The organism is Streptomyces sp. NPDC001868, from assembly GCF_040297125.1.
Classification (GTDB): domain Bacteria; phylum Actinomycetota; class Actinomycetes; order Streptomycetales; family Streptomycetaceae; genus Streptomyces.
In genome coordinates this window covers 111,958-126,752 of sequence record NZ_JBEOYO010000016.1, presented here as the reverse complement: position 1 = coordinate 126,752, position 14,795 = coordinate 111,958, and the positions used below count along the sequence as shown (strand labels likewise).

Below are 14,795 nucleotides of genomic sequence, written 5' to 3'. Positions count from 1 at the left end.
CCGGACGTCACACCGGTCCGCCCGCGGCAAGCGCTTCAGCGACGCAGCCTGGCCGTTCCTCCCCCAGGGCCTCAAGGGCCTGGGAGGCACCCCCAGCCGGCACCCGCTCACAGGACCCGCACTTGAATCTCGCACCCTCCTCGCCCTTCGGTCTGTACGACCCTGCCCGCGACCACAGTGACTGCGGCGTCGGTTTCCTCACCCGCCTCGACGGGGTGCCGAGCCATGACGTCATCCTCAAGAGCGACGAAGCGCTCCGCGCGATCCCGCACCGGGGCGGAAAGTCCGCCGAGGGCGTCGGCGACGGCGCGGGCGTGAGCGTCGACCTGTCGGTGGAGTTCTTCGGCGCGCTCACTGGTGAGACGCTGCGCGCCGGGCACTTCGGCGTCGCCAACTGCTTCGTGCCGACCGACGCCGCCCGCCGGGCCGGCGCGGTGGACCTCGTCGGCCGCAGCATCGCCGAGCAGGGCTTCGAGGTGCTGCTCGTGCGCGACGTACCCGTCGACCACGGTGTCGCCCGGCCCGCCGCCGAGCGGTACCAGCTGCCGATCGTGCAGTGGGTGTTCCGTGCCCCCGACGACTGGGAGCGCGCCGAGGTCGACTCGGCGGCCAACCGCGCCCTGCTCGCCGTCGAGGCCGTCGCCTACGCCGACGCGGCGGACGGGGACAACGGGACCGGCGAGGGCGGATACACCGGGCTGTACCCGCTGTCGCTGAGCGCGCGCACCCAGGTGCTCAAGGGGCGGCTCAACTCCGGCGAGGTCATCGGATACTTCCGCGACCTCACCGACCCCCGGCACTCGGTCCGCTCGCTCTACTTCCACACCCGGTTCTCCACGAACACCGAGCCGCACCCGACCATGGCCCAGCCGTTCCGGCTCATGGCCCACAACGGCGAGCTGAACACGGACAGGAAGAACCGGCTCTCCGACGAGGCACTGGCCCGCGCCCGGACGCGGAGCATCGTGCGCCCGCCAGGGCAGTCCGACTCCAGCCGGCTGGACCAGACCCTGCAGAGCCGGGTGTTCGACGACGGCCTGGACCTCGTCGAGGCCGTCGTGTCGCTCATGCCGCCCGCCTGGGAGAACGACCGCACGCTGCCCGACTCCGTCCGCGACATGCTGGAGTACTTCTCCCTGTACGAGGAGAAGAACGACGGTCCGGCCGCCCTCATCTTCAGCGACGGCGACGTCGTCGGCGCCCGCCTCGACCGGCTCGGGCTGCGCCCGCTGCGTACCGTCGAGACCGCCGAGTACCTGATGGTGGCGTCGGAGGCCGGCCAGGTCACCTTCCCCGACGACGAGGTCGTGCACCGGGGCCGTATCGAGGCCGGCGGCATGCTCGTCGTCGACCACCGCACAGGCCGCCGGATGCGCACCCGCGAGGTCCTCGACTCCCTCGCCGCGCGCCGGCCGTACAGCGAGCTGCTCGACGCGGCCCGGGTGAACCTCGACGACCTGCCCGCTCCCGACTACTACCGGGGCACGACCACGCTCGGCTACGACGGCGACCTCACCCTCGCGGGCCGGTACGTGGCGTACGCGCTGAACCAGGAGAGCTTCCGGTTCATGCTCGACCCGATGCTCGCCACCGGGTCGGAGCGGATCTCGGCCATGGGCTACGGCAACGCCATCAACGCGCTCAGCGACACCGAGGGCGGCATGGCGAAGTACTTCTCGCAGCGCTTCGCCCAGGTCACCAACCCGCCGCTGGACAGCATCCGCGAGGCCGACGGCATGAGCATGCGGGTCGCGCTCGGCCCCAAGCCCGATGGCACGGGCAGCGTCGGCGACCGTCAGCTCGTCGTCTCCTCGCCCGTGCTCGGGCATCTCGACATGGTCCGGCTGCGCGACCAGCGGATCGTGCCGCTGGAGCGGTTCGCCATGCTCTACGACCCGGTGAGCGGGGACGAAACGGCGAACGCCGACGCCCTCCGGGCCGCGCTCCAGCGGCTCTGCGACGACGTCGAGCGGTTCGCCTCGGAAGGCGGCGGCATCGCCGTCCTCACCGACCGGGCGGTCTCCTCCACGCGCGCCCCGCTGCCGGTGATCCTCGCCGTCGCGGCCGTCAACCAGCGGCTCATCGAGACCGGGCTGCGGCTGCGCGTCTCGATGGTGGCGGAGAGCGGCCAGCTGGCCTCCTCCCACCATGTCGCGACCGCGCTGGGCTTCGGCGCCTCCGCCGTCTACAGCCTCAGCGCCCGGCTGCGCGCCGAGGAGAAGTTCCCCAGCGCGCCCGCCCCCGCCGGTGAGATCACCGAGACCGACCGGGCGCTCGCCAAGTTCCGCAAGGCCGCCGAGAAGTCCCTCGCCAAGACCATGGGCCGCGTCGGGCTGTGCACCGCCGAGAGCTACATCGGCGGCGAGTTCTTCGAGCCGAACTACCTCGACACCCGCGACGACGTGTTCGCGCGGACCTTCCCGCACATGGACGCACCCGTAGGCGGTGTCGGCTTCGCCCGCATCGCCCAGGCCGCGACGGACTGGCACGAGCGGGCCCGGACCGTGGAGACCGAGGGGCAGGTTCCGCTGCTCGGGCTGTTCAAGGAGCGGTCGGACGGCGCCGGGCACTCCTTCGGCGTCACGGCCGTACGCGGCTTCGGCGACATGGTCGAGGAGCGCCCGGAGTTCGGCCGCGAGGGCGACCCGGAGGCCCTGCGCCTCCTCACGCTCGGCCAGCTCGACGACGCGTTCGGCATCACCGACGCCGCGTACCGCAACACGGGGTACGACGCCCTCAGCGACGCCGAGATCGACGCGTTCCGGATCACGCCCGGCTACCGGGCCTTCCTGCGCACCACGCACGAGGAGCGCTCCCGCCGCCCGGCCGCCCTGCGGGACGTGCTCGCGCTGCCCGCCGACCTCACCGGACTCCGAACCCCGGAGGACTTCGCCCGCGAGCTGGGCCGCTTCTCGGCGACCGGCAACGCGAGCGTCACCGTGCGTGGGGTGGTCGTGACCATGACGCCCCGCTCGACGATCCACCTGCGCCTCACCTCGCCGGGCCCCGGGGCCGCCGAGCGCCACGCCGCCCTCGCCGAAGGCCTCGCGCGGCTGGGCGAGGTCACCACCCTCGCCGTCGGCGCCGACGGCGTCGAGGTCGCCGCCACCGGCACCGCCGCCCACCTCCTCACCCTCCTCGACGGCGCCCCCGACAGCGTCCCGCTCGACGAGGTCCAGCCCGCGCACGAGATCACCCGCTCCCTCGCCTCCGGCGCGATGAGCCACGGCGCGCTCGTGGCGACCGCGCACGAGGCCGTCGCGCACGGCACGAACATGGTCGGCGCGATGTCGAACAGCGGTGAGGGCGGCGAGCACCACACCCGGTACGGCACCATCCGGGGCTCCCGGATCAAGCAGTTCGCGTCGGGCCGGTTCGGCATCTGGGCGGGCTATCTCGCCGACCCGATGCTCCAGGAGCTGGAGATCAAGATCGGGCAGGGCGCGAAGCCGGGCGAGGGCGGCCAGCTGCCCGCGCCGAAGGTGACCGTCGACATCGCGGCAGCGCGCGGCGGCACTCCGGGCATCGAGCTGATCTCCCCTCCCCCGCACCACGACACGTACTCCATCGAGGACCTCGCCCAGCTCATCCACGACTGCAAGGCCGCCCGCGTCCGCGTCATCGTCAAGCTCGTCTCCTCGGAGGGCATCGGCACCATCGCGGTCGGTGTCGCCAAGGCCGGCGCGGATGTCATCAACGTCGCCGGGAACACCGGTGGCACGGGCGCCGCCGCCGTCACCAGCCTCAAGTACGCCGGGCGTTCGGCGGAGATCGGCGTCGCCGAGGTCCACCAGGCGCTCGTCGCCAACGGGCTGCGCCAGAAGGTCGTCCTGCGCTGCTCCGGCGCGCACCAGACCGGCGGCGACGTCGTCACCTCGGCCCTGCTCGGCGGCGACAGCTTCGAGTTCGGGACGACGGCCCTCATGATGCTCGGCTGCGTCATGGCGAAGAACTGCAACGTGAAGTGCCCCGCCGGGCTCACCACCAACTCCGAGGCCTTCGAGGGCGACCCGCGCGCCCTCGCCCAGTACCTCCTCAACATCGCCCACGACGTCCGGCAGATCCTCGCCCGACTGGGACTGCGGTCGCTCCGCGAGGCCCGGGGCCGTACGGACCTGCTACAGCTCCTCGACCACCCGGCGAGCGTCGGCCGCCTCGACGTACGCCGTCTCCTCGCGCGCGTGCCCGAGAAGATCGTGGCCGACCCGGAGTACCTGGAGAAGGACTTCACCACCGACGACGCCCTGATCGAGCGGGTCCGGGCCGCGCTGCTCGACCGCCGGGAGCCGTCCCTGCTCGTCGAGGGCATCCACCTCGGCAACAGCGACAAGTCGGTGGGCGGACAGCTCTCCATCGACGTCGAGCGGCTCCTCAACCACGAGGACCACGAGAGCCACCGGTTCGACGATGCCGTGCCCGCCGTCACGACCGACGACCGGGGCCGTCGCCGCCTCGTCGACGACGCCGTCCGCATCCGCACCACCGGATCGGCCGGGCAGTCGTACGGCGTGTTCTGCAACGACGGCATCACCCTCGAACACACCGGCACCGCCAACGACGGCGTCGGCAAGAGCCAGAGCGGCGGCCGGATCGTCGTCCGCGCCCCCGGCGGCGGCAGCGCCGAGCGCGGGGGCAACGTCCTCGTCGGCAACTTCGCGCTGTTCGGCGCGACCGGCGGCCGGACCTTCGTGCAGGGCGAGGCGGGCGACCGGTTCGCCGTACGGAACTCCGGTGCGACGGCGGTCGTCGAGGGGCTCGGCGACTTCGGCTGCGAGTACATGACCGGCGGTACGGTCCTCAACCTGGGCGGCTTCGGCAAGGGCCTCGGCAACGGTATGAGCGGCGGGTTCCTGTACCAGTACGACCCCTCCGGCGACCTCCGCGACCGGGTGAGCGCCGACTCGCTCCTCGTCTTCCCGGTGACGGACACCGCGCACGGCGCCTTCCACGAGGAGGCCGTACGGCTGCTGCTGGCCTGGCACGTCGAGGCCACGGGGTCGCCGTTCGCGGCCCGCCTCCTGGAGAACTGGTCCGACGAGCGGGAGCACGTGTACTGCGGGATGCCCCGCGCGCTGCTCCTCTACCAGGACTCCACCGAGATCCTCGCCGCGGCGACCCGCGCCGAACTCCTCGACGAGCTGGCGACCTCCATCGCGACGGACAAGCTCCGCGCGTTCAAGGTCGACTACCGCGACCGGCGTACCGTCCTCGGCGGCCGGGCCCCGGCCTTCGGCGACCAGGGCAGTGACGACATGTTCTCGCTGCTGTCGTCGTACACGGTGCTCGGTGTCGCACAGGACCTGGCGCTGAAGCGGGTGCCGGGAGCGACCGGCCCGGACGACCCGAAGGTCACCGAGGCCGTCCGGAACCTGATCCTCACCGAGGACTTCTTCGTGAAGCAGCGGGTGGTGAAGTATCTGCGCGGCACGCTGGAGCGGTTCGACGACGGTGACCTCGCCACCCTCATCGCGATCAAGCGCCTCGACGACTACAAGCGCGCGCTGAAGCAGCGCAACAACCTGAGCGTGGACGCCCCCGGTACGTACGGCTGGATCGTCCACCAGACCACGAAGAACGCGGGCCGTGTGCGCGCCGCCCGGTTCGACGAACTGCTCGCCAACGCCGCGCTCGACGACCTCGCCGCCATCGCGAGCCGCCGTATCCCGCAGGCCCCGACCGAGACGGTGACCGCGTGACCCCCATGCCCCCGACCCCGCCCCTGCCCATGCCGCTGCCCCCGACCGGGTCCCTGATCCCGGCCGACGCGCCGTTCTCCGCCGCGCAGGAGGCCTGGCTCGCCGGGTTCATCGCCGGTGTCGCGGCGGCCGGACGCCGGGGCGACGCGGCGGGCGACGCGCCCGCCGTGACGATCGACGTCCTGTTCGGCACCCAGACCGGGAACGCCGAGTTCGTGGCCGGCGATGTCGTCGCCGCTGCCCGCGCCCACGGCCTCGGCGGACGGGCCACCGCGCTCGACGCCGTCACACCCGAGCAGCTCGCCGCGATGTCCCATGTCCTCGTCGTCGTCTCCACGTACGGCGAGGGCGAGATGCCCGACAACGCGGGGCTGTTCTGGGAGGCGTTGCAGTCCGACACCGCACCCCGCCTGGAGGGCCTGCGGTACGCGGTCCTCGGCCTCGGCGACCGGGGCTACGACGACTTCTGCCAGGCGGCGAAGCTGATCGACACCCGTCTGGAACAGCTGGGGGCCGGCCGGCTGCACGACCGCGTGGACTGCGACGTGGACTACGAGGAGCCGGCGGCGGAGTGGACGGGCGCGGTCCTGGAGCGCCTGGTCGCGGAGACCGGCGCGAGGGGTGCGGCGGGTGCGGGCGCGGGCGTGAGTGCGGGTGCGGGTGCGGGCGCAGCCGCGGGGCAGGCCCCCGCGCGCCCCCGCTCCCCCTGGAACAAGCGCACCCCGTACCCCTCCCGGCTCACCGAGAACCGGTTGCTGTCCTCCCCGCACAGCGCGAAGGAGATCCGGCACTACGAGTTCGACCTCGGCGACAGCGGCATCACCTACGAGGCGGGCGACGCGCTGGCCGTCGTACCGCTGAACGACGAGACGCTGGTGGGAGACCTCCTGACACATCTGGGCGAGAGCGGCGACCAGGAGGAGGTGGCCGAACTCCTGCGCACGGAACGGGAGATCCGCACCCCGTCCAAGGAACTGATCGCGGATCTCGTGGAGCGGGCCCCGTCGAGCGAACTCGCCTCGGTCGTCGCGCACGGCGACCGCTCGGACCTCGACTCCTGGCTCTGGGGCCGGGACGTACTGGACCTCCTCCGGGACGCCGGGCCCAAGGCACCGCGTCTGGATGAACTCCTGCCCCTCCTCCGCCCGTTGCAGGCCCGCCAGTACTCGATCTCGTCGAGCCCGCTCGCCCATCCGGGCAGCGTCCACCTGACGATCGCGTCGGTCCGCTACGGCTCCGGGGAGCGGACGTACGGCGGCGTGGCGTCGACGTACCTCGCGGACCGTATCGGCGAGTCCCCGGCAGGCATCTACCTCCAGCCGAACGCCTCCTTCGGCATCCCCTCCGACGACGACTCGCCCGTGATCATGATCGGCCCCGGCACGGGCATCGCCCCCTTCCGCGGCTTCCTGCACGAGCGGGCCGCGCGGGGCGCCTCCGGCCGCAACTGGCTGTTCTACGGCGACCGCCACCGCGAGACGGACTTCGTCTACGAGGACGAACTGACCCGGCTGCGGGAACAGGGCGTCCTCACCGAACTCGACCTCGCCTTCTCCCGCGACCAGGCCGAGAAGGTCTACGTCCAGACCCGGATGCGGGAGCGGTCGCGGGAGCTGTACGCGTGGCTGGAGGAGGGCGCGCACGTCTACGTCTGCGGCGACGCCTCCCGGATGGCGAAGGACGTCGAGACGGCCCTGCTGGGCGTCATCGCCGGGCAGCGCGGACGCGGCGACGACGACGCGGCGGAGTACCTGGCGGATCTGCGGCGGGCGAAGCGCTACGTACGGGACGTGTACTGACGATGACCGACCACCACGGCTGCGGGTTCGAGGCGTGCTGCGGCCGAGGCGGAGGCCTAAGCGGAGGGGGAGGCCTGGGCGGAGGCGGAGGCCGGCGGAACGGCACCGCACGGCTGATCGACGCCCGGATGCCGGAGCTGGCCCGCAGCCTGACCCTGTTCCAGTACGTCCAGGCCGTCACCGGCGGACCGGTAGCCCGGATCGACCAGGCCGGCAGCTACGCGGTACCGAGCCTGCGCGGCGAGGCGTTCGCCCTCCACCCGGGCTCCATCACGCTCCGCCTCGACGCCGACGGGGTGGACGCGGCGGTGGTCGCCCGCGACGCCGAGGACACGGTCTCCGTCCACCTCCTCGACCCGACCGGCCGGACCGTGCACGAGGGCCGGCTCCTGTCGGAGGGTGACCGGCTGCTGGCCGGTCTGGCGGACACGGTCGAGGCGGGGGCGGGTGCGGGTGCGAGGGCGGGGGCGGGTGCGAGGGCGGGGGCGGGTGCCAGTGCCGGTGCCGGTGCCTCCGGACCACGGAAGCCCCCGGAGATCCCCTCCTGGGAGAACGGCGACCAACTCGCCCAGCTCGACGCGATCCTCGCGGACGGCGGGGCGCCCCGGCGCGCGGCGTTCACCCGCTACGGCGGTGAGCACCGGGAGGTGGATGTCGGTGTCTTCCCCGCCGTCCTCGACCACGTCTGCTCCGTGGGCCTCCCCATCGGCGTCGCGGTCTTCGCCCCGTCGGCGATGCAGGCCTGCGCGGGCCCCGTCCACGTGACCGACCGGACCGTCGGCGGCCGGGTGTTCGCGGCGATCGCGAACAGCTCGGTAGAGATCGACCTCACGTCCGTCCACTCCTGCCACCTCGTCCGCTCCACCGCCGCCCACGGCCCGACCTCGGCCCTCGAACTCGACGACGAGAACGGCCACTGCGTCGCGGTCCTCACCCAGTTCGGGATCGTGGGGGAGCGGGTGCACGGGGCGTGGGAACATCTGGCGGCATCACTGCCGGACGCGTAAGGGTCCGGTGCGGGGCCGTCCTCCTGACCCCCGTGGCGGGAGGACGGCCCCGGCCCTTTCCGGTGGTCTGCCCGGTCAGTACAGCTTGTTGACGGCCGTGCTCGTGGTCTTCTTGAAGTCGGCCACGGGCGCGTTGGTGAAGTCGCCCATCTGTCCCCACTGAACGACGGTGACGGTCCTGCCGTCCCGTCCGACCGACAGCAGGGCGACGTCGGTGGCGCCCCAGGACGTCTCGGTGTTCAGGCCGCGGACGTGGGCGCCCTCCTCGACCGGCAGGGTGCCGTAGTCCCGGCCCTCGGCGTCGACGTCCGGGTCGTTCTCCTCAAGGCGGTCGGCGCAGGTGCGGATCAGGTCGTCGTAGTGCTTCGCCAGGGCCTTGGCCTGGCCGGCCGTACCCGTCACGACGGTCAACTGCACGGCGTTGGTGTCCAGGTCGGTCCGGAACTCCCGGTGCCGGTAGTCCCAGTCGAGCACGCCCTCCGTGCTCACGCAGACACCGAGTGCCTCCGGGAACCCCTCGGTGACCGGCCCGGCGGTCCAGGACGACGACGGGTGCGGCGGCAGCTGGGACGCCGACAGGAACTTGGGCGCGGCGGCCTTCGGCGCGGCGCCGGCGGCCGGCGCCATGAGGACCGTGCCCGCCGCGAGGGCGGCGACGGTGAGTGCGGCGAGAACGCTCGTTCGAATGCGCATGGACATGGGTGTTCCCCCGTGTGGATGGTGTGGATGAGTACGTGGCCATGAATGCCCCGACGAGCCCGGCTGGTCGGCCCGGACCTGCTCGGTGCGACACCAAGAGCATCAGCGCTCACAACGACCGTGCGCAACAGCCAACGCCCGATCGAGCACGGTGGAACCATCCCACCCCATCTGACCTGCGGATACACGGGTGCCTGGGATACCGCCCCGGACCGCGTGGGGTCGTACGAGGACGGGGGACCTGTAGGGCCAGGGTCTCTCTCCGGTGGGCAGTATCAGGCCCTGCCGCGAACGCGGTACGAGGCCCATGTCTTCGCGGCCGTATGCACACCGTGCGTCCAGGGGTCGGGGCTCTGCTCGGCGATCGCGGCCCAGACGCTTTCATGGGCTACGGCAAACGCGGTCAGCGCGTCCTCGGATGCCTCGCGGAACGCGGGGACACGGGAGGCCCACTCCTCGGCGCCGGCCGGGGTGTGGCCGCCCTCGGCGATGAGCCAGACGACCCAGTACGCGGCGTCGAGCCATGCGGCGCCCCGGGTGGCCCATGCCCAGTCGACGAGCCACGCCTGCCCCTGCCCCACCATGACGTTGGCCGCGTTCGGATCGGTGTGACAGAGGGCGTCTCCGGAGAAGAGCGCGAGAGCGGAGGCAGGCGCGTGGTCGCGCAACCGGTGCCCGGCCTCCTTCAGTTCCACGCCGTCCGGCGCGCGCAGCACCGACAACCGTTCCAACGTCGCGGCGACGAGGGGGAGATCCGCGGATTCCGGCGTGTAGTCGGCGTGGCGGCCGTCGAGGACGTCGAAGGCGACCAAGTCCCAGCCGCCGACCCGAAGATGCCACTGGACACACGGAGAAATCCCGCCCACGTACGGGCCCACCACCGCCTCCCGGGCCTGCGTCCACGCACGGGGGTGCTCGGCGGACAGACCCTTGACGTACGTCTCCCCGTACTCGGTGGTGAGGCGGACGGCGACGGCGGAGTTGAAGCCGCTCGTCATGGCCTCGGCCTTCACGAGGGGCCCGGTGCGGGTGAGTACGGCGGCTTGGACGTCGTCGGGCAGATCGGTGAAGTCGATGCGCTCGGTGGGCATGGTGGCACCTTTCCAGAATGGAGGGTGGCCCCGCACAGCACGAGGGCTGCACGGGGCCACCAAGGCGTGGGGTCTACCGGTAGGGGTTGTCGTCATTGCAGCCGGGGACGGCGTCCACGGCCAGTTCCTCGATGTCCTCGACCAGGACCAAGCCCACCTGATCGATGGGCTCGGCCCTCCTGGGCCGGGCGGTGATCTCAACAGCGACAGAGGTCATGGCGGTACTCCTCCGTGTTGGCAATAGTTCTCCAGCGGTGCCTTCGCTTTCTGGTACGCCTTGGCCATCGGGCGGCAGACCCGGCAGGTGCCGGAGAGCTCGCAGCCCGAGCAGCCACCAGTGCGAAGCATTTGGGCATCGGCCGTCGCGGGCAGCCCGAGCAGCCCGGCGACGCCGGTTTCGATGAGGTTGATGGGGTTCTCCCGGCCGACCTTGCACATCGTGGCGAGGCCGAACGGGTCGACGTGGAAGAACGTGTGCCCGGCCGGGCAGCCCTGGAAGACGGTGCCCCCGCTGAGGAAGTGGGGGGACTGGGCGGCAAGTGGGTCCGGCTGTCCGTCGAACGTCGGGGAGATCGATCCGTACTCGGTGACCCGGTCCGAGTACGTGTGCGCGAGGCCACGCATGGCGTCAAGCTCGTGTTCGTTGTGCGTGGTGATGATGATCGTGATCTCGATGGGGACACCCGCCCCCTTCACGGCATCGAGCCCCTTCATCACCAGCCGGAACGACCCCTTCGTGCGGGTGAGGGAATCAGCTGTCGCCTCGCTCGCCCCGTACAGGCTCACGGTCACCTTGTGTGGCGGCAGGCGCGCCAGCGTGTCTAGGACGTCGTCACGGTGGAGGCGGCTGCCGTTGGTCAGGATCTCCAGCAGCATCCCCCTTTCGTACGCATAGGCGTACGCCGCGAGGAAATCGCGATCGATCGTGGGCTCCCCGCCAGTGAGCTGGAGCCACAGGACACCGGCCTCACACAGCATGTCGATCAGCCGTGTCTTCTGCGGCCACGGCAGACCCTCGAACTTCCTCAGCGCGAGGTAGCACATCCGGCAGTTGAAGTTGCAGCCCTTGTTCAACTCCCAGGTCGCCCGGGAGTAGTTGAGCCTGGTACGCGGGCGTACAACAACCGAGCCGCGCATCGGCTGTCCCCTCAGGTCCAGCTCCCACACCCTGCGGGCGGCATCCGCCAGCCACTCAGGGACCATCGCGTCGGCGTGGTCGGCGGCGGCGAGTTCGTCGTAGCGCTGGACGGGAAGCTCGATGCCGCGCCGAGCGCCCGGCCGTGCGACGAGATAGGTCCGCTGCTGCGGGCTCGCGATCAACTGGTGCATGACTCTCGCCTCCACTGCGCGCCCCGCTTCGTCGGCGGGGAGGGCTTCGTCGCCTTGACCGTTCGCCACCGCCCCTCATGGCCGAGGTGGTCACCAGGTCCCAGCAGGGCAGCCACCTTGGTCGGCGTCGTCACGACTCCGCCTGGACCGGCCGGATGCGGGCCAAGGGAACATCCCATTCGATTCCGCCGCCTCGTGGCCGCATATAGGCGGTTCGGTTGAGGAGCTTGCCCGACTCCTTGAGGCGTTCTTCGATCACGCCGACGAGTTCGCCGGTCCGGTCGTGCTGCGTGTCCTCGACAAGCGTGCCGAGCGGGTACGGCAGTTCGCCGTGGCTCAACATCGTCGCCGGATTCTCGGTCGTCGCCATCACTCCGGCCCCCCTCGCTGAAGTGCCCGGGCCAGGCGCGTGGCCACGTCGGCGCGCACACGTCCCAGCTCAACGAGCCCCAGCTGTGGGGACGCGACGTCAACCGCGAGCGAGGGCAGGAAGATCCCGATCTCAGTGAGTGCTGTTCTCAGGGACTCGGCAGCCGCGTGAGCGTCGACGCCCGGTGTCTTCGTAGGCATGAACAGGACGCTAGAAGTCGGGAGTTGCGCGCCGGTATCGTGTTTTCTCGATATTGCTCGACGGGTCGCAAGATTGCTTGTGTTTTCTCCGGGAGCCGGCCAGACCCCATGGAACCAAGCTGGGCCCCTGGCCATGCTGGTGGATCAGACCCCCTGGAAGGGAGAGCGTCCATGGCCCGTCAGCTTCGTTTCACCGGAACAGACAGCAAGGTCGACGGCTGCCCCGCCCTGCACACCGACGAGCGCAGCGGCGAGATCATCGTGCAAGGTACGCCGGTCACCGATCCGACAGACCTCGCGCAGCTCAAGCACTTCGGAGCGGACGAAGCAGCGGTGGCCGTACCACGCGAACTGCTCGTGAACTGGGGACCGAAGGAGATGGAACGGGTGCCGGAACTCGTCGACCGGACCACCTTCCGCCGCCTCTTCGAGACCTTCCAGCACACCGCCTGGCGGCTGGAGACGCGACGCGGCTACGCGTCGGACCGCGAGGACCCGGACTTCCAGGAGTTCCTGGCCACCGGCACCTCGCCCTGCGACCCCGACGAGCCCTGGTTCGTGAACATCAAGGCCCAGACCGAGGCAGGCAAGCGCGTCGGTCGGGTGCGCGTCGCCGACAGGCCGATGACCACCGAACAGCGGTTCTTACTCGACTACGCCCGACACAACGCGGCGGTCGGTGAGGACATCCGCTATCTGTGGCGCGAAGACGCGGCCGATCTGCCCACCGAAGACTTCTGGATCTTCGACTCGCGACTGGTCGCACTGCTGCACTTCGACGATGCCGACAACCTCGTAGACATCGAGCTGATCACCGAACCGGCTGAGGTCGTGCGGTACGCCGGCGTGCGTGACGCGGCGATGCACCACGCGGTGCCGTTCGGCCAGTTCGCCGCGACCGAATGACGCGTGACCGGTGAGCACCGACTATCAGCAGGCCAGGGTGGCTCTGGGAGCGCGACTGCGCGAACTCCGCTTCACCTGCCCTGGTGGTCGGCTCACCGGTCAGCGGCTTGCCCAGCGGCTCGGCTGGCCCGGCTCCAAAGTCAGCAAGCTGGAGAACGGCAAGCAGACCGCCACCCCTGAGGACCTCCAGGCCTGGGCCGACGCGACCGAGCAGCCGGGTGTGTACCCCGAGCTTGCCGCCCGGCTGGCGGGGTTCGAGTCCCACATCAGGTCATGGCGTCGAGCCCTGGCGAACGGCTTCAAGCCGCTGCACGAGGGGCTGAGCGCCGAGATCGACCGGACCTGGGACATGTGGATCTGGGAAGAGTCGGTGATCCCCGGTATGTTGCAGACCCCTGAGTACGCCCGCCACGTCATCCAGCGGTACGCCGAACTGCTGGGCGGAGCCGACGACATCGAGGCCGCCGTACGCTCCAGGGTGCAGCGCCAGGAATGGCTGTACCGACCCGGACGCAAGCTGCACGTCCTGATGTGGGAAGCCGCGTTGCGCTCGCTGATCTGTCCGCCCTCGGTGCTGGCCGCCCAGCTCGACCGCCTCACCGGCATGCTCGGGATGGACACGGTCGAGCTGGGCGTCATCCCGTTCACCGCGTCCGTCAAGATCGTGCCCGCCAACGGCTTCTGGGTCCTTGATGACCGACTGGTGGTCGCCGAGGACTGGCACGCCGAGATGTGGTTGGACGACGCCGACAACCTCACCTTGTACTCGAAAGTCTGGCGCACGCTGCGCCAGTCGGCCGCGTACGGGGCCGACGCCCACAACGTCATCAACGCGGCCCGCCGTGCGCTGAACCCCCGTTGACGGCCGCACAGCAGCCCCACCGCGTCACCGGCCGCGGTCGGCGAAGGGCTGCGTCACGTCAGTCGGTGGCCGTGTCCTCCTCGGCGCTGCCGGTCGAAGCCTCCGGCACCCCGATGACGTACGTCCCCTTCGCGGGCAAGGTCGCGACCAGCCCCCGCTTCCGTAGCTCCACGACGGCTCGACGCACTGTGCCGATGCTGACGCTGTGCAGCTCCGTCATGGCTCGCTCACCAGGCAGAGCAGCCCCTTGGGGCAGCTTGCCGGACGCGATGTCGGCTGCGATGGTGTCCGCGAGCTTCACGTACTCGTAGCGCGGCAGATCAGTCATCCCTCAACCCCCGTTGATGAGTCCTCGCGTGTTCCTTCTGACGGCCGTGCCGCAGCCCCGCCACATGACCGGCCCGAAGTGTCGGCGAAGGGCTCCGACCCGTCAGTCGGTGGCCGTGTCCTGACCAGAGGCATCGGGTGACGGCTGCTCGGCGCGGACAAACGTGCCCTTGATAGGGACCGTGATGACAAGGCCCTGATCGCGGAGGTCGCGGACAGCCCGTCGGACGGTGTTGACGGCCACGCCGTACTGCTCGGCGAGATCGCGCTCGGCAGGGAGCCTCGCCCCCACTGGCAGACGCCCCGTACGGATCTGCTCGGCAATGTGGTGCACAACCTGGAGATACACGTAGACGTGGCTCGCCGGGTCGGGCCTCCACTCGCGGTCATCAGCCATGGGTGCACGCTAAGGCGCCTCGTAGCGACTCACCACATGAGGGAACATCAGCATGCATCCCTATGCTTCCTATTGCTACCTAATGCTTCCGGATGCAAGACTGTCATGAAAC

13 protein-coding genes are annotated in these 14,795 nt (G+C 70.8%); 5 read left to right on the top strand and 8 right to left on the bottom strand.

Annotation, left to right across the window (positions count from 1 at the left end; all coding sequences use genetic code 11):
- The first annotated feature begins 122 nt into the window (after window positions 1-122).
- The 3 genes from ABT147_RS20600 to ABT147_RS20590 all read left to right on the top strand — a co-directional run bounded on the left by ABT147_RS20600 (window position 123) and on the right by ABT147_RS20590 (window position 8,502).
- Window positions 123-5,696: a glutamate synthase-related protein gene (locus tag ABT147_RS20600; RefSeq protein ID WP_351408087.1), complete on the top strand. Its 5,574-nt coding sequence runs from the start codon at window positions 123-125 to the stop codon at window positions 5,694-5,696.
- 5 nt (window positions 5,697-5,701) lie between these two features.
- Entirely contained in the window at window positions 5,702-7,495 is a 1,794-nt protein-coding gene (locus ABT147_RS20595; RefSeq protein WP_351408196.1) for a diflavin oxidoreductase, read from the top strand.
- Between the two features lie 128 nt (window positions 7,496-7,623).
- Window positions 7,624-8,502: a hypothetical protein gene (locus ABT147_RS20590; protein ID WP_351408085.1), complete on the top strand. Its 879-nt coding sequence runs from the start codon at window positions 7,624-7,626 to the stop codon at window positions 8,500-8,502.
- Window positions 8,503-8,577: 75 nt separating this feature from the next.
- On the opposite strand, the gene ABT147_RS20585 is transcribed toward ABT147_RS20590, so the two are convergent.
- The 6 genes from ABT147_RS20585 to ABT147_RS20560 all read right to left on the bottom strand — a co-directional run bounded on the left by ABT147_RS20585 (window position 8,578) and on the right by ABT147_RS20560 (window position 12,191).
- Window positions 8,578-9,201 (bottom strand): hypothetical protein, encoded by a 624-nt coding sequence (locus ABT147_RS20585; RefSeq protein ID WP_351408083.1) that lies wholly within the window; start codon window positions 9,199-9,201, stop codon window positions 8,578-8,580.
- 275 nt (window positions 9,202-9,476) lie between these two features.
- Window positions 9,477-10,292, bottom strand: coding sequence for a phosphotransferase family protein (locus ABT147_RS20580; RefSeq protein ID WP_351408080.1), 816 nt, complete (start codon window positions 10,290-10,292; stop codon window positions 9,477-9,479).
- Between the two features lie 73 nt (window positions 10,293-10,365).
- Complete coding sequence (locus ABT147_RS20575) at window positions 10,366-10,509, bottom strand: hypothetical protein (protein WP_351408078.1); 144 nt, start codon at window positions 10,507-10,509, stop codon at window positions 10,366-10,368.
- A complete protein-coding gene (locus tag ABT147_RS20570) occupies window positions 10,506-11,621 on the bottom strand; it encodes a radical SAM protein (RefSeq protein WP_351408075.1) in 1,116 nt (371 codons plus the stop codon). The genes ABT147_RS20575 and ABT147_RS20570 overlap by 4 nt, the downstream gene beginning before the upstream one ends.
- A 130-nt stretch (window positions 11,622-11,751) precedes the next feature.
- The gene (locus ABT147_RS20565; RefSeq protein ID WP_351408073.1) at window positions 11,752-11,991 is read right to left on the bottom strand and encodes a hypothetical protein; all 240 of its coding nucleotides are present in this window, start codon (window positions 11,989-11,991) and stop codon (window positions 11,752-11,754) included.
- Window positions 11,991-12,191, bottom strand: a complete 201-nt coding sequence (locus ABT147_RS20560) for a hypothetical protein (RefSeq protein WP_351408071.1) — start codon at window positions 12,189-12,191, stop codon at window positions 11,991-11,993. Before ABT147_RS20560 ends, ABT147_RS20565 begins: the two co-directional genes overlap by 1 nt.
- Before the next feature lie 171 nt (window positions 12,192-12,362).
- Here ABT147_RS20560 and ABT147_RS20555 point away from each other — a divergent pair, with 171 nt between their 5' ends.
- Window positions 12,363-13,097, top strand: coding sequence for a DUF6879 family protein (locus tag ABT147_RS20555; protein ID WP_351408069.1), 735 nt, complete (start codon window positions 12,363-12,365; stop codon window positions 13,095-13,097).
- 10 nt (window positions 13,098-13,107) lie between these two features.
- Window positions 13,108-13,959 (top strand): helix-turn-helix domain-containing protein, encoded by an 852-nt coding sequence (locus ABT147_RS20550; RefSeq protein ID WP_351408066.1) that lies wholly within the window; start codon window positions 13,108-13,110, stop codon window positions 13,957-13,959.
- Window positions 13,960-14,017: 58 nt separating this feature from the next.
- Here ABT147_RS20550 and ABT147_RS20545 read toward each other — a convergent pair whose 3' ends face one another.
- Window positions 14,018-14,287: a winged helix-turn-helix domain-containing protein gene (locus ABT147_RS20545; RefSeq protein WP_351408064.1), complete on the bottom strand. Its 270-nt coding sequence runs from the start codon at window positions 14,285-14,287 to the stop codon at window positions 14,018-14,020.
- Window positions 14,288-14,389: 102 nt separating this feature from the next.
- Window positions 14,390-14,683 (bottom strand): GntR family transcriptional regulator, encoded by a 294-nt coding sequence (locus tag ABT147_RS20540; protein WP_351408062.1) that lies wholly within the window; start codon window positions 14,681-14,683, stop codon window positions 14,390-14,392.
- Window positions 14,684-14,795 lie beyond the last annotated feature (112 nt).

Bases quoted from the DNA above. Each gene is read 5' to 3' on its own strand.
- ABT147_RS20585 (WP_351408083.1), bottom strand. From the start codon at position 9,201: ATGTCCATGCGCATTCGAACGAGCGTTCTCGCCGCACTCACCGTCGCC.
- ABT147_RS20580 (WP_351408080.1), bottom strand. From the start codon at position 10,292: ATGCCCACCGAGCGCATCGACTTCACCGATCTGCCCGACGACGTCCAA.
- ABT147_RS20590 (WP_351408085.1), top strand. From the start codon at position 7,624: ATGCCGGAGCTGGCCCGCAGCCTGACCCTGTTCCAGTACGTCCAGGCC.
- ABT147_RS20575 (WP_351408078.1), bottom strand. From the start codon at position 10,509: ATGACCTCTGTCGCTGTTGAGATCACCGCCCGGCCCAGGAGGGCCGAG.
- ABT147_RS20555 (WP_351408069.1), top strand. From the start codon at position 12,363: ATGGCCCGTCAGCTTCGTTTCACCGGAACAGACAGCAAGGTCGACGGC.
- ABT147_RS20545 (WP_351408064.1), bottom strand. From the start codon at position 14,287: ATGACTGATCTGCCGCGCTACGAGTACGTGAAGCTCGCGGACACCATC.
- ABT147_RS20540 (WP_351408062.1), bottom strand. From the start codon at position 14,683: ATGGCTGATGACCGCGAGTGGAGGCCCGACCCGGCGAGCCACGTCTAC.
- ABT147_RS20565 (WP_351408073.1), bottom strand. From the start codon at position 11,991: ATGGCGACGACCGAGAATCCGGCGACGATGTTGAGCCACGGCGAACTG.
- ABT147_RS20595 (WP_351408196.1), top strand. From the start codon at position 5,702: ATGCCCCCGACCCCGCCCCTGCCCATGCCGCTGCCCCCGACCGGGTCC.
- ABT147_RS20570 (WP_351408075.1), bottom strand. From the start codon at position 11,621: ATGCACCAGTTGATCGCGAGCCCGCAGCAGCGGACCTATCTCGTCGCA.
- ABT147_RS20560 (WP_351408071.1), bottom strand. From the start codon at position 12,191: ATGCCTACGAAGACACCGGGCGTCGACGCTCACGCGGCTGCCGAGTCC.